The sequence below is a fragment of the Larkinella harenae genome, from assembly GCF_054780515.1.
On record NZ_BAAGWE010000001.1, the window covers coordinates 678,874 to 699,992 of the forward strand.

The following is a 21,119-nucleotide window of genomic DNA, read 5'->3' on the forward strand; positions in this document are numbered from 1 at the left end:
AACGATCAATTTAAAGAATAACCATCAGTTCTTTCAGATGCTGAATTTCGTACGTCGGTTGGATATTACCAATTGGCAGACTGCTGATGTTGTAATAGACAACGTCTATGCCGGCATTCAAGGCACCACAGACATCCGCTTCGTAATTGTCACCAATCATTAAACTTTCGTTCACCGATGCGCCGGACACCTCCAGGGCAAATTCAAAAATGCGCGGATCGGGTTTTTTTGCCGCAGCTTTCTGGTTGGTGATGACATGCTGAAAATAATCGGTCAGGCCCGAACTCGCCATTTTCAACGCCTGAATCTCGTCAAAACCGTTGGTGATGATGTGTAATTCGTAGCGATCTTTCAGGTAGTCGAGTACTTCAATAGCCGATTCCATCAGGTGCGCTTTGCGGGGCAGGAGCTGTAAATAGGTTTCGTTGATGTCGTCACAGAGCGAGTGGTCTGATACCCCAATGGCATCCAGCACCATCCGAAACCGGCGGTATCGTATGTCGCTATGAGATAGTCGGTTATTGTCGAAGTCGGACCAGAGTTGCCGATTGATTTCAAAGAAATGCCGATTAAAAACTTCCACCGACTCAACGCCTATTTCTACGAGTCGGTAGGTTTCGTACAATTCACAGAGCGATTCGGCAGAGTTGCGATCAAAATCCCAGAGGGTGTGGTCAAGATCGAAGAAAAGATGCTTATACATAAGTTGATAAAAGAACGTATTTTAAAATTATCATACGTTCAGCAAACCGTTGGGCAACAAATTTCGTATATTAGATTCGTGCGGCAAAGCCTGGGTATAATTTACAGGAGTGCTGCTCAAAAAAAACAGAAGAATTTGCAGGATGGTTTAAACCCTTTGGAAGGCAAGGGGGTCCTTTTAATTGATTGGGTGAAAAGAGTACAACTATTCCTTGAATTAGGATAAAATTTAGAAAAAGATCAAAACTGAAAGTTTTTTACATTATTGCACAATAAAGTGGTTTATTTTGACTCATTTCTATGAAAATAATTCTTCCGGCTATTGCAAAGTACAATGAAAATATTTTACTTTGAGACAAACAATCAGATCTTTCACTAAAAATTCCAACGCTCACACACTATCGATACAACGCTCTACGTTACCTAACTGATTACTGAAAATGGACAAATTGCAGGTTAGCGACAGTGAGCTGATATCCCTGTACATCCGCGGTAGTGAAAAAGCTTTTGAGAAGTTGGTTCAGCGCCATAAGTCGAAAGTTTATACCACGATTTATCTGATTGTAAAGGACCAGTACGTTGCCGAAGACTTAATGCAGGACACCTTTATCAAGGCCGTCGAAACGCTTAAGTCAGGTAAGTACAACGAAGAGGGTAAATTTCTGCCCTGGATTATTCGGATCGCTCACAACCTGGCTATTGATTTTTTTAGAAAGGAAAAACGCTACCCCAATGTAGTGTTTGAGGATGGGAGTAATGTTTTCAATACGCTGGAGTTTGCTGAAGATTCAATTGAGTCCGTGCAGATTCGGCAGGAAACACACGAACATCTGCGTGAGCTGATTCAACGGCTGCCCGAGCAGCAACGTCAGGTTCTGATTATGCGGCATTACGAGGAAATGAGTTTCCAGGAAATTGCCGATGCAACCGGAGTCAGTATCAATACGGCATTGGGGAGAATGCGTTATGCTTTAATTAATTTGCGGAAGCAACTAAGCAAACGTTCCCCATACTATGATACAAATTTTTACCAACGATGACGTTATTCGGTATGTTTACGAAGAAACATCCGCTGAGGAGAATCGACTCATTGAAGATGCCTTGATGGCGGAACCCGAGTTGATGAGTTTCTACCTGGATACGCTGGAAATTAAATGTCTGATGAATAAAATCGAACGGACGCCAGCCGCTTCATCCATCCAGAACATCCTGAATTATTCAAAGAATTACATACCAAACCCGTCGGCCTGATTGCAGGGTCTGACGGGTTTTTGTTTTCTCCGATGCGCTCCGAATAATTTCGGATCAACGCTGTGTAACAACTGAAAAATTATTACATAGCGTTGATCCGGGAAAATCAGAGTTGATCAGAGAGAGTTATCTTTGCTTCATGCAAAAGAAAGAACGGTTTCGCCTGTTTCTCGAATACTTCACGACGCATTTCCCCGAACCCCAGACGGAATTGAATTACGGCAATCCGTATGAATTGCTGGTGGCGGTTATTTTGTCGGCGCAGTGTACTGACAAGCGGATCAACCAGGTTACCCCCAAATTATTTGAACGGTTTCCGGAACCGGAATCACTCGCAGCAGCTTCGGTTGAAGAAGTGTTTGGCTATATTCGCAGTGTCTCTTATCCCAACAACAAAGCCAAACACCTGGTGGGGATGGCGAAGGTGCTGACCGAGCAGTTTGGTTCAGAAGTACCGGCAAAAGTGGATGATTTGCAAAAAATGCCGGGTGTGGGCCGAAAAACCGCCCATGTCATCGCTTCATTGATCTTCAATCAGCCTACCATGGCCGTTGATACGCACGTTTTTCGGGTGTCGCATCGGCTGGGCTTGGTGCCGCAAACCGCAACAACTCCGCTGGCGGTTGAGAAAGCCCTGATGCCTTACATTCCGAAGGAGTACGTGCCCAAAGCGCATCACTGGCTGATTTTGCACGGTCGTTACGTTTGCATCGCTCGCTCGCCCAAATGTAACGAATGCGCGTTGACGCACTTTTGTAAATACTATGAGCGTCTTGAACTAGGATTACGCCGATTAAAGGATGAACGGTCATGAACTGGGATTACACCGGTGTAATCCCAGTTCATGACCGTTCAAACTAAAATTGTTCAATTCCCGCAAAGAAGAAGTCGCTTTCAATTTTCGCATTTTCGTCGGAATCCGAACCGTGGATGGCGTTGGCCTGCATCGATTTGGCGAACAGTTTACGGATGGTGCCTTCCGCTGCCTTGGCCGGATCTGTTGCGCCGATAAACTGGCGGAAATCGGCAATGGCGTTATCTTTTTCCAGAATCATCGGAATAATCGGTCCGGATGACATATAGGTAGTTAGGCTGTCGTAGAAGGGTTTTCCTTCGTGTACAGCGTAGAATTGTCCGGCGCGCTCTTGGGTCAACTGGACTTTCTTTAGGGCTACTATCCGAAAACCGGCTTCTTCAATCATTTTGATGATTGTACCGGAATGGCCCTCGGCTACAGCGTCGGGCTTGATCATGGTAAACGTACGGTTGGTCGTCATCAGAAAGTAAACAAAATATTATTTGGTTCCAAAGGTATAAAGATTACATAACAATTCTTCGTAATTTTGCGAATTGATACCTACCCGTTTAAGAACGGGCTTACTTATAAATGCAAGACTTCGACGCAATCCGTGATTTGATCGATAAGCCCCAAACGGTGCTGATTACCACTCACCTCAACCCCGATGCCGATGCGATGGGATCGTCGCTGGGGTTGGCAGGTTATTTAAAAAAACGAAACCACCGGGTGACGGTCGTGGCTCCGACGGATTATCCCGAAAATTTGTACTGGTTAAGCGGAAACGACGAAGTAATCGTATTCGACGAGAAAAAGCGGGTAGAAATAGCCCAGCTCTTTGAGCAGGCTGACGCTATCTTCTGTCTGGATTTTTCCGTTCTAAACCGCATCCGTGATCTGGAGCCGCTGGTGCGCCAGTCGCGGGCGAAAAAAGTGATGATTGATCATCACCTGGAACCGGAAGCTTTTGCTGATTTTACGTATTGGGACACGAAGGCTGCCGCAACCGCCCAGCTCATTTTTCAATTAATTGATCAGATCGGTGATAAAGCCCTGATCGATGTTCCCATCGCCGAGTGTCTGTATGCTGGAATCATGACCGATACGGGGTCTTTTCGGCACGCCAGTACGACGGGGGCGGTTCATCGGGTGGTTGCCGACCTGATCGATGCAGGCATTGAGGTCAGTTCTATTCACCGCCGGATTTACGACAACATTTCGCTGGATAAACTGAAATTTACCGGGTACGCGCTGTCGGAAAAGCTGGTAGTGTTGCCCGAATACCGGTTTGCGTACATTACCATTACCGATGCCGAACTCAAGCGGTTTCGTTCGAAAATGGGTGATACCGAGGGGTTGGTCAATCAGGCGCTGGCTGTGGAAGGCGTTATCATGGCAGCGATTCTCATTGATCGGGGAGACGAGGTGAAGATGTCGTTTCGGTCGGTCGGTGATTTTTCGGTGCGGGATCTGGCCAGCCAGCATTTCAACGGCGGAGGCCATAAAAATGCCGCTGGTGGCCGGACAACGTTGACGTTGAAACAAACGGAGGAAATGTTACTCAAGGTGCTGCCTGCGTACCAGGAGCAATTGTTGGAAACGGTTTAATGAAACGCATAAAAATAATTCCTACGGTTTGTGGTGCGTAGTTGACCACAAATTCTAACCATAAACTACAGAACTACAAACTTTAATTTCATGAATCTCAAATCCATTGGTACACTCTCCCTGCTGGTTGCGACTCTGGCTGCCTGCGACAACAACCGAGTGCAAGTAACCGAAAACGGCTTGAAGTACAAGTTTCACGAAGATGTTGAGGATACGCCCAAAGCCAAAGTCGGCGATGTGATGACGTTCAACATCACGGTTAAAAACAGCAAAGACTCCCTGCTGGGAAGCAGCTACCAAAACGGTGGTCCCGTTAAGCAGCCTTTACAAGCTTCCACGTTCAAAGGTAGCCTGGAAGAAGGAATGGCTTTGCTGAGCAAAGGTGACAGCGCCACCATTTATGTAAACGCGGATTCGATCGCAGCCCGGTCGGGACAGCAGTTGCCGCCGTTTATTCCGAAAGGCTCTGAAATTGCGTACACCCTTAAAGTGATTGATGTTCAGTCGATGGAGCAATTCCAGAAGTCACAAGCGGAATCGCGGGAAAAGCAAAAAGGCGTAGATGCGAAAACCATTGCGGATTACGTAGCAAAAAACAAACTGGCTGGTCAAAAAACCGCATCGGGTCTGTACTATGTCATTACGCAACCCGGTACGGGACCACAACCGGTGTCTGGCGATGTGGTAAAAGTAAAATACACCGGCAAGCTGATGGACGGAAAAGTGTTCGACAGCTCGGAGAAAAATCCGCAGACGCAGGCTGGTATTGATTTTCCGCTGGGACAAGGTGCCGTGATCCCCGGTTGGGAAGAAGGCATTCAGCAGTTACGCAAAGGTGGCAAAGGTACGCTGATCATTCCGTCGACGCTGGCGTACGGAACCGAAGGAGCGCCGGGTGCCATTCCGCCGAACTCCGTGATCATGTTCGACGTGGAACTGGTGGATGTAAAGAAAGGTGCAGCTCCAGCTCCGCCTACCATGCCCCACGGCGGCCGGTAATAAGTTGATAAATCTGTCGACGAACCCGATACCAGATTCCGTATCGGGTTCGTTGTTTACAAACAGAAGCGGTATAAACGGAAAAACCGTGCGAAGAACCATATTTATCTATAGGAGTAAAATGAATGGAATGAAAAATTGGTCGAAATGGTGCGCAGCCATCTCGCTGATTGGCTTGTTAATCACGCAGTTGGCTTGTCAGCCGGATCCGGGCGAAGCGCTGAACGATCGGAAGCGACGCGAAAACGAACAGGAGATCAACGAATACATCGACAAATACAACCTGAGAGGGAAGGCGGAAAAGAACGAAGTAACGGGTCTGTACATCATTCGGACGAAAGCTGCTACCAATGACCAACTGCCGGCTATTGGCGACGAAGTAAAATACTATTTTGTGCAGAGCCGTCTGGATAGTGTGATCGTTGATAGTTCGGACCGGTCAAAAGGGCCTAATATGGTGACAGTCGGATCGCGTGTTAATATGCTTGCTAATAGTGGAATCACGGCCCGGCTCTATCAAAGCCTGCAACTACTAAAAGAAGGAGAGGAAGCTATTGTATTAGCGCCCTATGACCCGACCGATAACAAAAGTGGTAATTTGCTGCTACCGGCCTATACACCCGTTCGGTACGATATCAGGATGGTGAGTGTTCGGACGGAAGACGAACAAATTCAGGATTATCTGGTGGCTAATAAACTGACCGCAGCGGAAAAAACCGCATCAGGGTTGCGTTTTCTTCGGACAAAAGCCTACTCGGATTCGGCACAGGTAAAAACCGGGCAGACGGCAAAAGTTAAATATACGGGCCGTTTCCTTAATGGAGCTCAATTTGATAGTAATACAACCACGGGGCTGGATTGGAGTATCGGTACAGCGCAAGGTATTGCTGCTTGGGATGAAGCACTTGTAAAAATGCGGGTGGGTGAGAAAGCTACTATTGTGTTGCCTTCTTCCATCGGTTATGGAGAAGCAGGAAGGCAGAGTAATAATGCATATTCGATATTACCCTACTCTCCGTTGATGTTTGAGTTAGAAGTCGTCAGTGCGAAATAACCATACTTTCTTTTAAATTCAGGCTGCTTCTTCAAACGGGGCAGCCTATTTTTTTAACGTTCTTGTTATGATTCTTTGTTTTGCGACCAATAACGCCAATAAGCTGGCAGAGATTTCGGCTATGCTGGGCGACCAGTTTGAATTGAAAACCCTGCAGGATATTGGCTGTTTCGAAGAAATTCCCGAGACGCAGGATACCATTCCTGGCAATTCGCGCCAGAAAGCCGCGCACGTCTGGGATCATTATCGCGTCAATTGTTTTGCCGATGATTCGGGGCTGGAGGTGGATGCGTTGGATGGCGCGCCGGGGGTCCATTCAGCGTACTATGGTGGTCATCCGCGCAGTTACGAACGGAATTTGAATGCATTGCTTACGAATCTGAACGAAGCGGCCGATCGCAGGGGCCGCTTCCGAACTGTTATCACGCTAGTGCTCGATGGGCAGTACCATGTTTTCGAAGGAGTGGCCGAAGGCAAAATCCTGACGGAGCCGCGCGGTTCCGGTGGGTTTGGTTATGACCCGGTTTTTCAACCCGACGGCTATGATCGCACGTTTGCGGAGATGAGCATGGAGGAAAAGGCCGCCATCAGCCACCGGGGTAAGGCTTTTCAGCAGCTGGTTCGCTTTCTGAAAGCGCTGTAAACCGTTGTTAAATGCAAAAAGCCCGGTCAAACCGGGCTTTTTGCATGCTGCTGGGCTAGCAATTAATAGAATTTTGCCCGGCGGTCTTTGATGTTGGAGTTGTCACGAATGGCTTCGTTGATCATGAAACCGGCTCGGCTACTGGCATTTTGTTGCAACTGATTTTTGTACAGTGCGTAATCTGCCACCGATGGAGCAGGGGTTACTTTCGTAGCTTCCACCACCAGCACACCCGCATCACCCGCGAAAGGCTTGGAGCGTTTGCCCGCTTTCAAACCGAAGATCTTGCCGACGGCCAGCGGATCCACACCCGCGCTTTTCAGAAAACCGTTTGCCAGGTTGATGTCCGATACGGTTTCGACCAGCGCACCCGCACCATATTTCTGGGCAATCGACTCGAGGCTTCCCGATGCGCTTCCGAGCTTGGCAATAATTTGCTCCGCTTTTACCTGGTTACGAACCTTGGCGGTCAGCTCCTGCCGGAAGTTATCAACCGATGCTTCATCTTCGTCGGTTTGGCCGGTCAGGACCGCTACTACATATTGATCATCCACTTCAATAGCGGAAGAAACGTCGTTCAAATCAGTTTTGTCATTGAAAGCCCAGCGAACCAATTCACGGGCATTGCCGAGTGCATTGACGCTGGTTGCATTTTCCGGAACGCGTTCGGCCGTTGCCACGACCAGATCCTTATCTTTCTTCGCGTTTTCTTCAAAATCCGCTTTGGATTTGCTTTCGGTCGCAAATTGCTCGGCTCTCCGGTATACTTCGTCGCGTGTTACCTGGCTCGGCGTGATGGTTTTACCGATTGTTGCAATGCGGTAAAGAGTATTGGTTTTTGGCTCGGTTATTTTGATGATGTGATAACCGAAGTCCGTTTCAACCAGCCGGGGAATCAGCCCTGCGCCATTGAATCCAAAAACCGCGTCCTGGAACGGTTTGACCATTTGGTTATTGTTTTTGAAATAACCTAGGTCGCCACCCGTCTGCCGTGAGCCGTCATCGCTGTTGGCCTGGGCTAATGCTTCGAAGCTGGCTCCTCCCTGAATCTGTTTCAGAATGCCTTCGGCTTTCACCCGGGCTGCGGCTTTGGCCGAATCACTACCGGCTGCGCGAATCAGAATGTGGCTGGCCCGAACCGTAAAGTTCGTGTCTTTTTTAACTCCACCGTATTTGTAGATGTAATACGTGTTGCCTTCTTTGTAAGGACCGTACACACCGCCCGCTGCGAACGTACCAACGGTTGCTTTCAACTGCTCGGGCATTTCGCCGAGGGTCATGTAAAGCGGAGCCTGAATATCGGAATTCATGCGGGCATATGACGAATCGTTCGGGGCCGACGCCAACCCACGTGCCAGTGTTTTAATCTGTTCGTATAAAGCCGTGCTGTCTTCTTTGGAAGGAGCGACCGGAAACGTTACGTATTGAAGCGTCCGGCTGTTGTAGCTTTTGTATTCGTCTTTATGCTTATCGAGGTATTCTTTCAACTGGCTATCGGTAACTTTTACCGTCGTATCAGGAACGGCAAAATAAGGAACCAGCAGGAATTTGGCATCCGCCCGGGTGTTTTGCGCCTGATATTCTTTCTGAGCTTCGGCGGTGGTTACAAACGACGATAACCGAACCAGGTTTTCGTATTTGGTCCGCATACGGTCGGCGCTCAGGTTTTTTTCAAAATTCGCCCAGGCCTGTTGTTGTTCGGCGGGCAGCGTCTTGAGGCTTTTGAGGTAATTGATAACGGTATTTTTATCAAAGGCACCGGTTTGGGGGTCGGTAAACGTCTGGCGGATGGCGGGGCTGATGTAATTGCCCTGAACCATGTCGATCAGCTCTTCCCGGGTCACCGTCAGACCAAGCGACTCGTATTCTTTCTGATAAGCAATGTCTAAAATAAACTGATTCCAGGCTTGATCGCGGAGTTGCAGTTGATCCTGCTCGGATGCGGGCCGACCGGTTTGCTGTTCGTAGGCAGCCCGGGCTTCGTCTACTTTTGCATTAAATTCCTGATAGGAGATTTTCTGGCCGGCAATCTCGCCCACATTCTGGTCCTGTCCGCCAAACAAGCTTCGCGAACCGAGCAAGTCTCCTCCCACAATAAATAAAATCAAACTGACGGCAATAATACCTACCGCAACGCCCGATTTTTCCCTGATCTTGTTAATTAAAGCCATTATTAGTTATACAAAAATGAGAACCGCAAAATAACACCTTTTCTCGCAGAAACACAAGGCAAAAGCCGGGCCAAAACGGCTAAAAACTTCAAAACGAATCTTCTAAATATGGGCTGTCCAGTGGCGTCCTCTGACGGAATAGGAAGGCTGTCTGTTCCGACGATCCTGCCCAAGGCATTACGCGCCGGGAGCTATGGGTGCAAGAAACCCGCAAACTGGTGACCGCTGACAGCGTCATCGGGTCGGTAGGTGGCTGACCATGAGTTTGTTGGCGTAGGAGGTTTTACGGGAGCCGGTTCTTTCTTCATTCTGTAATGCATTCTTCGTTTTAGGAGCCCATATTCGCAAAGGCCAGCGGGAAGAATGGCGTTATTTAATACCCTGAGATGCGGTTGGGTCGGTGAACGTAAAACCGTTAAGGCAGTGTAAATGGAGTTTCGGAAAACGTTTGGAAAACAAGTTGTTGAGCCTTTATAAATTCGTCAAAGTAATCGTGTCTGCCTGGTAGTTTCGCGCGGCAACTTAAGTCATTCCGATTGTGTACCGTATATCCTGCTACATTTCAGTAATGCATCAATACCAGATTATTAAGTACCACGATCTTTACGTTAACAAATGTGCTATTTATTTTTCAGGAGCGATGGAATAACGCTGGAAGTCCGGTATAAGATTGTCGCTTATTGGAATTGACAATAAGTAACGAAAGCTGGATTTAACAATAAGTTAACCACGGTAAATCATATGTCAACGAAGAGTGACAAACACGGCAATTAATAACAGCTGAATTATTGTTCATCATCGTAAAAATAACCAGCTATACTTCCGTCTACATAGGTTGTTTTTTAAGTATTTATACGCTGTATATAAAGATGTTTAGGTTACCCAGCTGGAACTTCGTTCATGAAGCTTTGGGTGAAACTGTAGTACTCAATGAAACTGGTGGTGAATAAAAAAGAATCGGCTGTGGTTTACTTTTGAAAAAGCAAACCATAGCCGATCAAAGCCTATTTATAAGCAAGAAAATAGGTTTCGTTACAACGAATCAGAACTGGTGGAAACCCGCCGAAACAAACTCCAAAACCGTTGGTAAAGCCGTTCGCCAGTACGTCCAGGTATGGCCACCGTCCCGAATGCGAAACTCATGGGGAATTTCTTTTTTGCGCATCGCAATATGGACCAGCGAATTGCCTTCATACAAAAAGTCATCATCCCCGCAATCGATGTACCAGCGCACGGCTTTTTTCTGGTCATCCGGTAGGTTCTCGATCAGTTGCAATACACTCTGCCGTTTAAAATAAGCCTGTAGTTCATCGTCGGTAGCAGTTTGGTTGCTGCGGGCCAGTTGCGCTTTGGCGGCTTCCAGGTTTAGCGGTCCAGTAGCAGCGCTGAGCGGGCAGGCTGAAGAAAACAATTCCGGATGATGCAGGGCGTAGGTAAAGGTTCCGCCACCGCCCATTGACAAACCAGAAACGGCCCGAAACCGCTTTTCTGCTTTAATCCGGTAGTTTTTTTCAACGTGGGGCATTAACTCTTCAAAGAAAAAATCTTCGTAGCGCCATTCGCCTTTGGGGTCGTTGGCGTAACCCCGTCGCCCCGTATTGGCATCCGGCATAACAATTATCATCGGCGTTGCTTTGCCTTCTGCAATCGCTTTATCGGCAATGTGCAGTACTTCCCCAAACTGCACCCAGCCGGTATGATCGTCACCCGCGCCATGAAGCAGGTATAAAACCGGATAAGCGCGCTGGGAGGATTCATAATCCGGTGGTAAATAAATGGCAAATTTTCGTTCACCTTTCAGAACTTTGCTTTTCAGGGATTGATTGTCCAGTACTTTTCCGGTTTGAGCCAGGAGCAGATGGGGAAAAAAAGCGAGAAAAATGAGGAATCGGTAAATAAATCGCTTCATGTTTAAATGGATTTAGGAGGAAATAAAACCGTTGTTTGGCCGGAAGCCAAGATACAACAAAGAAATAAAAAAGGAGCGCTGGCCAGCCAGCGCTCCTTTCAAATAACCTGATGATTGGTTATCTCATGCCATCCTGAATGGCTTTTACGGCATCGTAGTGCTTTTGAAGTGTCGGCAGCGTTTTACCGGCAAACGCTTTTACATCCGGGTCTTTGGCGCTGAAAGAAGCATCCTTGAACAGATCGATATCTTCCTTATGATCATCAACCATAAGTTTAACGTATTCTTTGTCAAATTCAGCCCCCGATAATTTACTTAACTCATCAACGTGTTTCTGATGGTCTTCGCTCAGGGTGGCCGGTATAGTGATGTTTTTAGAGGCTGCCAGCGCTTTTAGCTCTTCGTTCGCTTTTGAATGATCAGCCGCCATCATCGCGCCGAACTCCTTCACTTTCTGATTCTGGGCTTTCTGTTCGGCCATTTTGCCCAATTCCACTTCCATCATTCCTCCGCTGGCCGCCTTTATCGCAAATTCGGAATCATCCTCAGGCATATCTTTGGCCTCGTTTACTTCTTCAGCCTGCTCGGCGCTGTCTTTATTACTAGTGCTATTACACGATTGGAATGTCCACGCGCTCAAGACGAGCAGCATAAATAAGCTTACTTTTTTCATGATTGGTTGAGTTTTGTTTATACTCTTTGTGTTAACGTTTCATATAAACTACCGAAATCCGTAAAAGTTATTTTTCGAAGGTTTAAAATTTCTTGAACGGCAGTTTATACGTTTGGGCATTCTAAAATGCAGCGGATAAATCTGGCAACGTTTCAGGTGAACAATTGTTTATTTAATGGGCGATCCAGTGGCTGAGATCCGTACAAACGAACAGAAATCATTTTTAATGTAAGGAGTGTGTAAACGATAACCGATTCTGAGACCGTATCCGATTGCAAAAGTTTCGCTCAATTTGACTTCTGATTCATCAGCAACTGAGCAAGTATTTTACTGGAATTAATTAGGGGTAAGTTAGATTTAGTAAAGAAGACTTTTTGATATTCTTGGGAAAACGCAGAAATCGATGTTCAAAGCAACATTTGTAATCACCTGAAATAATACGGATAATGAAACTTTTTATACGCCGTTAAGCCAAAAAAATAAATATTTTAAACAGAATTATATAGTTTTGCACAACAACATTATTTACACACCCAATGAAAGTGAAACCAAACAAAATCCGTTTTTTCTCTCCGGCAGATAATACGGATGAAGCACCCAAAGTAACTCCTAAAGAGACAACTTTCACCACCGCAGTTACGAAAACCGGACGGCTGGCTTTTCCGCAAAAATTAATGGAAGGGCTGAACATTGATCCGACCAAACCTTTTTACAAAGTAGGAACGGTTAACCGTCGGAAAGGTGTAAAAGCATTGTATTTAATGCCTACTGAACAAGGTGATAATGAGGCCTTTGAATTGGCTAAGACGGGCCGCGGTTATTCGATCCCACTAAAAGGTGTATTTCAGAAAATTGGTCTTAATTTTCAGGATCAGGAATATACTTTTACCATCAAACCGTATGATTTTGGCGACGATATCTCCGGATTTGAACTGGTATCGGATCAGCAAACGCCCCGTACTGGCGCATCCGATGATTCTGACGAATAAAGCCCGAATGGCCGGAATAGTGTTTGCCCTTCTGGTAAGCCTATCCGGCTTTTCCCAAACCAAGTATGCCGATCAGATTGCGGCTCATCGGGAGGAATACAAAGCTGAATTTCTAAAATCACCGAAGAGTCCGCTCAAAAAAGAAGATTTGCCACGCCTGCGTTTCTTCAACCCCGATTCAACGTTTCGGCTCGAAGCGACGGTGCAGCGCACCACGAATGCTGAACCCTTTGAGCTGCCTACCTACGACGGTAAGAAAAAACCGTACGTCAAGTACGCCGTGCTGACCTTTCATTTGCAGGGCAAACCGTACCAGCTTGCCCTTTATCGAAGTCTTCAACTCGCCCAACTTCCTCAGTACCGCGATTACCTGTTTCTGCCCTTCAAAGACGCAACCAACGGAAAAGAAACGTACGGTGGAGGGCGCTATATGGACGTACGGGTTGGTGACATAAAAGATGGGAAGGTCGTACTGGATTTTAACAAAGCGTATAACCCCTACTGTGCTTACAGCGATGGGTACGCCTGTCCTATTCCGCCGAAAGAAAACCACTTGGCGGTCCGCATTGAGAGCGGGGAAAAAAACTACCAGAAAACGCAGTAGTTGCTTGATAAAAAGGGAATGTGTAGTTTCGAAGGGTAATTTATCTGTCCCTATCATACTAGCATGTTTTCATTTCGATTCAAGGATTGCGGGCTCGGTGTAGTTTGCTGGCTGATCTCCTATTGTGCTTTTTCTCAAAATGTTACCTTTGGTCAGGTAAAGATGGAAGATTTGAGGATGACGGTTTTTTCGGCCGATTCCTCCGCAGAAGCCGTCGTTTTGTCAGACATTGGGAAGACGACAATCACTAAAAATGACACCCGGGGGTATTATGTTTACTACGAACGTCATGTCCAAATCAAAATTCTGAAGAAAAGTGCTTTTGACCGGGCCACGGTGACGATTCCTTTTCACCGGGTTCGCGCTGATCTGCAAGAGGATGTAAGCAATGTTGAAGGGATTACGCACAACATTTCCCCTGATGGATTGCTAAAAACAGATCGGCTGGCCAAAGATGCTATCTTCGAAGAACACCGTTCGGATAAACTGTACATCAAGCGGTTTACATTGCCGAACGTTCGTGAAGGGTCAATCATTGAATTCCGCTATACGCTCGCTTCCGATTTTGTGTTTGAACTACGCGAATGGGATTTTCAGCGCGCCATTCCCGTGCGCTGGAGTCAGTATGATCTGTACCTGATGCCAGGGTTTGAATACCGCATTTTGTTTCAGGGTTATGAATCGCTGGTTGCCGATGAAAAGCAGCAAGTCGGCAGCGATATTCACTACCGCTGGGCAATGAAAAATCTGGTGGCCTTGCGGCAGGAGGATTTCATGACGACGCCCGATAATTACCGCGCTAAAGTTTGGTTTGAGCTGATTCGAACCAGCCTTCCGAATCAGATTGGCCCCCAGAACTTCGCCAGAAAATGGGAGGATCTCGATAAGTTTTTGTTGGGCGATGGGCAGTTTGGCCAGGCGATCAATCGAAGCGGTTTTTTGAAAGAAATTGCGGTTGCTCTCCAGAAGCAGTCCACCGATACATTGCAACGGGTGACGGCAGCTTATCAATTTATTCGAGGAGCCATGACCTGGAACCGGCAACGGGGCGTTTTCGCAAAAAGCAGCCTCAAGAGTGCTTTCGAGGCCAAAACCGGTAATACTGCCGACCTGAATCTGATGATGGTGAGCTTGCTGCGGGAGATGGGGCTGGAAGCGCATCCGGTTATTCTGAGTACGAAGCAGAACGGTACCGTCAGTAAAGACTATCCACTACTCTCCCGATTCGACTACGTAATCGCCTTGGTGACCTGGGGAGGAAAAGACCTACTGCTGGATGTTTGCGAGCCGGGGTTCAGGGTGGGGGTCTTGACCGAGCGCTGCCTAAACGGTGATGGCAGGCTTGTTCACAATCGCCGACCTCGCTGGGTGCCCCTTTCGGCTGTTGAAAAACGCAAGGAAATTGGGCAGTTTGTTTTTACAATGACCAAAGACGGGCAGATGGACGGCACGATCTCAATTAGTCACACGGGCTATGCGGCTGTCGACAGCCGTCGCGCAATCCGGGAAGTGGGTCCCGCCAAGTTTCGCCAGGCGTTTGTAAGCCACAACCCCGACTGGCAATGGAACAACCTGGAAATACAAAATGCGGACTCCAGCGATGTGCCGTTGACCATCAAAGGAAAGGTGGTGATTTCGGATGCTGTCAGCCGAATCGATAACCGCTTGTTTCTGCGGCCGCTGCCCATTGCCAGCATGATGCAAAATCCGTTCAAATCACCAGAAAGACGTTTTCCGGTCGATATGGGCGTGCCCATTGAAAAGTCATACGTTGCCAGCTATACCTTGCCTAAAGGCTATACCGTCGACGAAGCTCCCAAAGACGTAGCATTGGTTATGCCAGGCAAAGCGGCCCGCTTTACCTTTATGACGCAAGCAAAAGAAGGACAGTTGCAGGTAATCAGCCGATTGGTCTTCCAGAAGGCTATCTTTAGTCCGGAAGAATACGGCTCGCTGCGGGAGTTCTACAACCAGGTTGTTGCCAAGCATGTTGAACAAATTGTCCTGAAAAAAGCAGAATGAAGATGAAACGGCTCATCAGTCTGGCGATTTTGGGGTTTGTTAACCTGGTGGCTCGGGCGGCAGAACCTTTTTCTGTGGCGGCCATTCCGGCAGAGCTATCGGTGGGCGCCAAGGTGGTTATGCGGCTCCAGGAACATACGTTTCAGGTCAAAACCGTAGCGGAAGCCACCGAATCCGTCCATTATGCCGTTACAATTTTGAACAAAGAAGGGCAATCGTACGCCAAGTTGAGTGTGCCTTACAACAAACGTTCGAAAGTAACCAGCATTGAAGGAATCCTCTACAATGCGGAAGGCAAAGTCATTCGGCGGCTGAAACGCAGTGAAATCAAAGACCTGAATGCCATCAGTGATGTGTCTTTATTTGAAGATAGCCGGGTCAAAGAAGCTGAATTTACCTATGCTGATTATCCGTTTACGGTTGAGTTTCGCTACGAAACAACGACCAGTAATACGATGTCGTATCCGGCCTGGTTTCCATTGGATGATGAGAAGCTAGCGCTGGAATCGGGAATTTTTCGGGTGGTTTTACCAACGGGGCAGCGGTTACGGTATAAAACGCTGAATCAGCTCTCGGAGCCCACGCGGGTCGACGATGCAGTAAGTCAGTCTTATACCTGGCAATTGAAGCAGAAAAAGCCGCACGAAAAAGAACCGTATGCGCCTTATTTTTCTACCCTGGGACCCGGTGTTCTCACTGCGCCGGAAGAGTTTGAGCTGGAAGGGCGTCGGGGTAGTATGCCTACCTGGCAGGAGTTGGGACGTTTTCTTTATCAGTTGAACGCGGGTCGTGACCAATTGCCGGAATCGCTTCGGAGGCAGGTGCTGGAACTCGTTGCCGGTGAAACGGATGTGCAGAAAAAAATCGAGAAGGTATACGGGTTTATGCAACAGCATACGCGCTACGTAAGTATTCAGCTGGGCATTGGGGGCTGGCAAACTTTTCCGGCTGCGGTGGTGGCCGAGAAAGGCTATGGAGATTGTAAAGCGCTGTCTAATTATACCCATGCGCTGTTGAAAGCGGTAGGCATTCCGTCTTATTGGGCCGTGGTATCGGCTGGCCGAAGGGTGGGGGATGTACTCCCGGATTTCCCCATGTCGGGGTTTAATCACATGATTCTGTGTGTTCCCCTGGCAAAAGATACCGTTTGGCTGGAGTGCACCAACCCGCACGCTCCGGCGGGTTATGTTGGGAGCTTTACGGGCAATCGGCATGCGCTGCTGCTGACGCCCGAAGGCGGTAAATTGGTTCAAACTCCCATTTATCGTTCAGGAGATAACCAGCAGAACCGTTTGGTGAGGGTACGGCTTACAACGTCGGGAAGCGCGACTGCTGATGTGCAAACCGTCTACACGGGCATCCAGGCCGAAACCGTCGAATCCGTGATGCGTAAAAACACCAATGAACAGCAACAATGGCTTTATGGGCAATTCCGGATTCCTAATTTTTCGATTTCCTCTTTTGTCTTTCAGGAACGAAAAAATAAGGTGCCAACTGTTGTTGAAAAGCTGACGGTTCAATTGCCGAACTGTGCAACACGCAGCGGAAATCGTCTTTTTTTTACGCCGAATCAACTGTCGCCCGCTCAGGCCCTTCCGTTGCAGTTGGATTCCCGAACGGCAGAGCTGCGATTGCCTGCCGGGTATTTGGATGTCGACACTGTAGTCTGTGAATTGCCGGCCGGACTTGGCGTCGAACACGTGTTTGAACCGGTTCAGATCGCGACTCCCTTTGGAAACTATCAGGCGTCGGTACAAGTGCAAGGGAATACCGTTATATATATTCGAAGACTTGTTGTGGAAGGCGGTTTTTATAAACCGGAAATGTATGCCGCCTACATTGACTTTCGCAGAAAGATTGCGAAAGCCGACCGGATGCAAATTCTGCTGAAATAAAAAAGCCCCGGCAAAACGTTTTGCCGGGGCTTTTTCAAGAAACTAGCTCCAGTCGCGGTCGGAGGAATCCCGGGTGTTCCAGGTGTCGGTTGGAGCAAACCAGGTGCCGCCTTTCTTGAGGAATTTTTTGGCAACTTCTTCGTTCAGCTCAACGCCCAGACCCGGTTTATCGGGCACTTTCGCGAAACCTTTTTCAACAATCGGTTTAATACCGGTCACGATATCTTCCCAGCCTTCCACGTCCACGCCGTGGTGTTCGAGGGCCACAAAGTTTTCCGTAGCGGCTGCGCAGTGGATATTGGCCATCATACAGATTGGCGAGCCCGCAAAGTGCATCGCCATTGGAATACCCGCTTCCTCGGCATAATCGCCGATTTTTTTCGTTTCGAGCAGACCGCCCGACGAGGCCAGATCCGGGTGGATCATATCGATGGCCTTGGCATCGATGAGTTTGATGAACTCTTCTTTGGCGAAGATATCCTCACCTGTCAGCGTGGGTGTATCGATGGCGTCAGAAATTTGCTTCCACTGATCGGTATAGAACCAGGGCACGAGGTCTTCAAGCCAGGCCAGCCGGAACGGTTCCATGGCTTTGCCGATCTGAATGGCGGTATTGACGTCGAAATGGCCAAAGTGGTCCGCCGACAGCGGGGTGTCATACCCAACAATCTCCCGCACTTTACCGACGTGTTTTGCCAGTGCATCAATCCCTTTGGAGGTGACCTGAATCCGGGTGAACGGGTGTTTGGTCTGGGCGTAGTTGCCCATCAGGCCCGGCTTGGCATCATTCCACTGTTGTTTGACATTCCAGTTTTTGGCACCCACGAGCATGCCCGGCGTGTCGGCCAGCATGCCGATGCCGAAGTCCATTTTCAGGAACGTGTACCCCTGATCCCGGCGACGAACCATGTGTTTGGCAAATTCATCGTAGTCGCGGCCTTCCGGCGTATCGGCATAAAGCCGGACATAGTCGCGGTATTTTCCGCCCATTAACTGATAGGCCGGTACGTTATATGCTTTACCCGCTAAGTCCCAAAGCGCCATTTCGACCCCGCAAACGCCACCGGCCGCCCGTCCGTGGCCACCAAATTGCTTGATCTGTTTGAAGATCTGCTCGACATTACAGGGGTTTTTGCCCAGAATACGGCTTTTCAGCATTAGCGCGTAATTAGCACTGGCACCGTCGCGCACTTCTCCCCAACCCACCAGGCCCTGGTTGGTATCCAGCCGAATGATGGGACTGCTAAACGGAACGCCCTGCAAAACCGCAATGCGCATGTCAGTGATTTTCAGCTCAGACGGTTTCGAATCACGTTTCACTTTTTGGGTAATAAACTCCATCTCGCGTTCCGGCTTTCCGTCAAACATCAGACCCAGCGATAGGCCGCCCAGGGCCGAATTGCGGAGAAAATTACGTCGGTCGACACCTGACGAAGCGCTTTCCGGCTGAGGAAGAGCCGCCGTTGGGGCCGGGTATTTCTTAAGCAACTCAAGTAAACGTTGAACTTTTTTCATGGGTTAACTGGATTTAAAAACTGGCTACCCGCCGAAATTGTAGTTGATGGAAAAAGAGAGTTATGTCTGGTTATAATTCTATTTATTGGGTAAGTTAATCAAAAAGTGTACTTTCCGGTTTGTAAAATCCATTTTTTTCTGTGTTTGCTTTCAGCAGTATTTTGCTTTTTTTGTTGCCTTTTAGGGGAAAGCAAATCATTTTTGGCTAATAGAAACGGTTGTTTTTGGTTTTACCCGCGTTCGGCAGAGTATAATTTCGTTGATTGATCATCCTTACCCTATAAAGCAATGTTAAAGAAAAGTTTACTAGCGTTGGCCATCGTCCTTGCGGGAAGTTTGCTGGCGCAGGCCCAGCAGATTGGTTCATCGCCGGATTATGTGAAGGCCCTAACGTCGAACTGGAAGGGCGAACGCTTTCCCGATGGTCGTCCGAAAGTGCCCGACATTGTGCTCGAACGCTTACAGAATTGTACGCTGGAGCAGGTCTGGGGCTATCTGGGTAACCGCGGATACCGAAATCAGGTCGAGAAAAACTGGATCATTCTCAAGCCCGGCGAAACCATGACCGGACGGGTTGTAACGGCTCAGTTTATGCCCACCCGACCCGATCTGGATAGCCTGGTGCGGAAGACGGGTAAGGCCGAGGGCCGTTCTCAGAAGGGCGGTATCAACATCTGGCCCATCGATATTCTGACGAAGGGAGATGTATACGTAGCTGATGGATACGGCAAAATCAAAGACGGAACGCTGATCGGGTCGAGCTTGGGAAATGCTATTTACGGTAAAACCGGCAAGGGCGTTATTTTTTACGGTTCAATCCGCGACATGCAGGAGCTGAAAGACACCAAAGGCTTCAACGCCTGGGTGAAAGGCCATGATCCGTCGTACATCAAGGACATGACGCCTACGTCGATCAATGCTCCGATTCGTGTTGGGGACGTGACGGTTTTTCCGGGCGATGTTGTGTTTGCGAACGAATACGGAGTCGTCTTCATTCCGGCCCACCTGGTCGAAGGACTCGTGTCGGCTTCCGAAATGACGGCTTTGCGCGATGAATTTGAGCGGGTTTTGCTCCAACAGGGAAAATACCCGTCGGGTGAAATTCACGGCGACTGGTCCAATAAAATCAAAGATGAATTTAGAGCCTGGGTAGGCAAATACCCTAAAAAATTAGCTGTCACTCAAAAAGATATTGAAGCGTACCTGGCCAAAGATGGCCATTAATTGACTTACTACATGAAATCCAGAATTGCCTTCCTCGTAGCGGTTTTAGCCGTTTTATTGATCGACCGCCCTGTATTGGCCCAAACCATTCCGAAAGATGAGTTGGTATTTTTAACGTCTGAATGGAAAGGCGAACGCTTTCCCGACGGGCGCCCTAAGCTACCGGATGCCTTGATTGAACGGGCCAAAAAAATCGGTATTGATGATGCCTGGACGGTTTTGAAAAATGAAGGCTATTTGAACCAGTTTGAAGGCGGCTGGAAATTCATTCACGACGATGTGATTGTGGTTGGACGGGCCGTGACGGCCATGTTTATGCCCACCCGCCCGGATGTGGAGAAAAACATCAAAGACCGGGGCATCAATAAGCAAGGTCGGAAAGGAAACACCAATACCTGGCCCATCGAAACCCTGACGAAAGGGGATGTGTACGTGGCCGACGGTTTTGGTAAAATTGGTGGAGGAACACTCGTGGGCGCTACCCTGGGCAATGCCATTTTTAGCAAAACCGGTAATGGCGTGGTGTTCAACGGCTCAGCCCGCGATTTGCAAGAATTGCAAAATATCAAGGGATTCAACGCTTATGTGCGGGATTTTCATCCTTCATTTCTGGAAGAAATGGTGCTGATGGGTCTTAATTCGCCGATTCGGATGGGCAACACAATGGTATTGCCGGGTGATCTGGTGATCGCTCAGCGCGAAGGCGTCCTTTTTGTTCCGGCTCACCTGGCCGAGCAGGTGGTTACCACCTGCGAGTTTGTGACTCGCAAGGATCAGTTTGGTTTTGAAATGGTTAAATCGGGACGGTATAACACCGGGCAGATCGATAGCCAGTGGACCGACGAAATCAAAACGGAATTTCTGAAGTGGCTCACCAAGCATCCGGAACTGGGTACCATGACCCGGGCTGAACTGGACAAAGTTATGAGCAAACGAACCTGGTAATTTCCGTTCGAATACAGCAACGGCCGGAGCTATCTTCGGTCGTTTTTTGTTAATTAGAAACGATAGAATAAAGAATTGTGACAAAATATCTCGTGCCACAATTCCAGCATCGCACTTCT

19 protein-coding genes are annotated in these 21,119 nt (G+C 48.2%); 13 read left to right on the forward strand and 6 right to left on the reverse strand.

Translation table 11 applies throughout. The features are described from left to right. Positions 1 to 10: 10 nt before the first annotated feature. A complete protein-coding gene (locus ACYVH9_RS02775) occupies positions 11 to 703 on the reverse strand; it encodes a YjjG family noncanonical pyrimidine nucleotidase (protein WP_460634764.1) in 693 nt (230 codons plus the stop codon). Positions 704 to 1,142: 439 nt separating this feature from the next. Between ACYVH9_RS02775 and ACYVH9_RS02780 the strand changes: the two genes are divergently transcribed. The 3 genes from ACYVH9_RS02780 to nth all read left to right on the forward strand — a co-directional run bounded on the left by ACYVH9_RS02780 (position 1,143) and on the right by nth (position 2,767). Further along, positions 1,143 to 1,742 carry an RNA polymerase sigma factor gene (locus tag ACYVH9_RS02780; protein ID WP_114405445.1) on the forward strand — a complete coding sequence of 200 codons (600 nt, stop codon included), beginning with the start codon at positions 1,143 to 1,145 and terminating at the stop codon, positions 1,740 to 1,742. Next, the gene (locus ACYVH9_RS02785) at positions 1,717 to 1,953 is read left to right on the forward strand and encodes a hypothetical protein (protein WP_460634765.1); all 237 of its coding nucleotides are present in this window, start codon (positions 1,717 to 1,719) and stop codon (positions 1,951 to 1,953) included. Before ACYVH9_RS02780 ends, ACYVH9_RS02785 begins: the two co-directional genes overlap by 26 nt. A 139-nt stretch (positions 1,954 to 2,092) precedes the next feature. Then, a complete protein-coding gene (gene nth / locus ACYVH9_RS02790) occupies positions 2,093 to 2,767 on the forward strand; it encodes an endonuclease III (protein ID WP_460634766.1) in 675 nt (224 codons plus the stop codon). 43 nt (positions 2,768 to 2,810) lie between these two features. Here the strand turns inward: nth and ACYVH9_RS02795 are convergent, their stop codons facing one another. Then, complete coding sequence (locus ACYVH9_RS02795) at positions 2,811 to 3,230, reverse strand: nucleoside-diphosphate kinase (RefSeq protein WP_460634767.1); 420 nt, start codon at positions 3,228 to 3,230, stop codon at positions 2,811 to 2,813. A gap of 110 nt (positions 3,231 to 3,340) precedes the next feature. Here ACYVH9_RS02795 and ACYVH9_RS02800 point away from each other — a divergent pair, with 110 nt between their 5' ends. The 4 genes from ACYVH9_RS02800 (at position 3,341) to rdgB (ending at position 7,053) form a co-directional block, all read left to right on the forward strand. Beyond that, positions 3,341 to 4,357: a DHH family phosphoesterase gene (locus tag ACYVH9_RS02800; RefSeq protein WP_460634768.1), complete on the forward strand. Its 1,017-nt coding sequence runs from the start codon at positions 3,341 to 3,343 to the stop codon at positions 4,355 to 4,357. Positions 4,358 to 4,447: 90 nt separating this feature from the next. Beyond that, entirely contained in the window at positions 4,448 to 5,356 is a 909-nt protein-coding gene (locus tag ACYVH9_RS02805; RefSeq protein ID WP_460634769.1) for an FKBP-type peptidyl-prolyl cis-trans isomerase, read from the forward strand. A gap of 121 nt (positions 5,357 to 5,477) precedes the next feature. After that, positions 5,478 to 6,410, forward strand: a complete 933-nt coding sequence (locus ACYVH9_RS02810; protein ID WP_460634770.1) for an FKBP-type peptidyl-prolyl cis-trans isomerase — start codon at positions 5,478 to 5,480, stop codon at positions 6,408 to 6,410. A 67-nt stretch (positions 6,411 to 6,477) separates the two neighbouring features. Then, entirely contained in the window at positions 6,478 to 7,053 is a 576-nt protein-coding gene (gene rdgB, locus ACYVH9_RS02815; RefSeq protein WP_460634771.1) for an RdgB/HAM1 family non-canonical purine NTP pyrophosphatase, read from the forward strand. A gap of 62 nt (positions 7,054 to 7,115) precedes the next feature. Here the strand turns inward: rdgB and ACYVH9_RS02820 are convergent, their stop codons facing one another. From ACYVH9_RS02820 to ACYVH9_RS02830, 3 genes are all read right to left on the reverse strand, one after another. Beyond that, positions 7,116 to 9,224 (reverse strand): peptidylprolyl isomerase, encoded by a 2,109-nt coding sequence (locus tag ACYVH9_RS02820; RefSeq protein WP_460634772.1) that lies wholly within the window; start codon positions 9,222 to 9,224, stop codon positions 7,116 to 7,118. Between the two features lie 1,042 nt (positions 9,225 to 10,266). After that, a complete protein-coding gene (locus ACYVH9_RS02825; RefSeq protein WP_460634773.1) occupies positions 10,267 to 11,133 on the reverse strand; it encodes an alpha/beta hydrolase in 867 nt (288 codons plus the stop codon). Between the two features lie 118 nt (positions 11,134 to 11,251). After that, positions 11,252 to 11,806, reverse strand: a complete 555-nt coding sequence (locus ACYVH9_RS02830) for a DUF4142 domain-containing protein (protein WP_460634774.1) — start codon at positions 11,804 to 11,806, stop codon at positions 11,252 to 11,254. Between the two features lie 536 nt (positions 11,807 to 12,342). Between ACYVH9_RS02830 and ACYVH9_RS02835 the strand changes: the two genes are divergently transcribed. From ACYVH9_RS02835 to ACYVH9_RS02850, 4 genes are all read left to right on the forward strand, one after another. After that, positions 12,343 to 12,795 carry a hypothetical protein gene (locus ACYVH9_RS02835; protein WP_460634775.1) on the forward strand — a complete coding sequence of 151 codons (453 nt, stop codon included), beginning with the start codon at positions 12,343 to 12,345 and terminating at the stop codon, positions 12,793 to 12,795. Then, positions 12,713 to 13,399, forward strand: coding sequence for a DUF1684 domain-containing protein (locus tag ACYVH9_RS02840; RefSeq protein WP_460634776.1), 687 nt, complete (start codon positions 12,713 to 12,715; stop codon positions 13,397 to 13,399). Before ACYVH9_RS02835 ends, ACYVH9_RS02840 begins: the two co-directional genes overlap by 83 nt. A 162-nt stretch (positions 13,400 to 13,561) precedes the next feature. After that, positions 13,562 to 15,421, forward strand: a complete 1,860-nt coding sequence (locus ACYVH9_RS02845) for a DUF3857 domain-containing protein (RefSeq protein ID WP_460634777.1) — start codon at positions 13,562 to 13,564, stop codon at positions 15,419 to 15,421. A 2-nt stretch (positions 15,422 to 15,423) separates the two neighbouring features. Next, positions 15,424 to 17,316, forward strand: coding sequence for a DUF3857 domain-containing transglutaminase family protein (locus tag ACYVH9_RS02850; protein WP_460634778.1), 1,893 nt, complete (start codon positions 15,424 to 15,426; stop codon positions 17,314 to 17,316). Positions 17,317 to 17,358: 42 nt separating this feature from the next. Here the strand turns inward: ACYVH9_RS02850 and ACYVH9_RS02855 are convergent, their stop codons facing one another. Further along, a complete protein-coding gene (locus ACYVH9_RS02855) occupies positions 17,359 to 18,831 on the reverse strand; it encodes a mandelate racemase/muconate lactonizing enzyme family protein (protein WP_460634779.1) in 1,473 nt (490 codons plus the stop codon). Positions 18,832 to 19,119: 288 nt separating this feature from the next. Here ACYVH9_RS02855 and ACYVH9_RS02860 point away from each other — a divergent pair, with 288 nt between their 5' ends. Together ACYVH9_RS02860 and ACYVH9_RS02865 are read left to right on the forward strand one after the other, a co-directional pair. Continuing rightward, complete coding sequence (locus ACYVH9_RS02860) at positions 19,120 to 20,055, forward strand: RraA family protein (protein ID WP_460634780.1); 936 nt, start codon at positions 19,120 to 19,122, stop codon at positions 20,053 to 20,055. Positions 20,056 to 20,067: 12 nt separating this feature from the next. After that, on the forward strand, positions 20,068 to 21,000 hold the full coding sequence (locus tag ACYVH9_RS02865; protein ID WP_460634781.1) for an RraA family protein: 933 nt from the start codon (positions 20,068 to 20,070) through the stop codon (positions 20,998 to 21,000). The last annotated feature ends 119 nt before the right edge of the window (positions 21,001 to 21,119 follow it).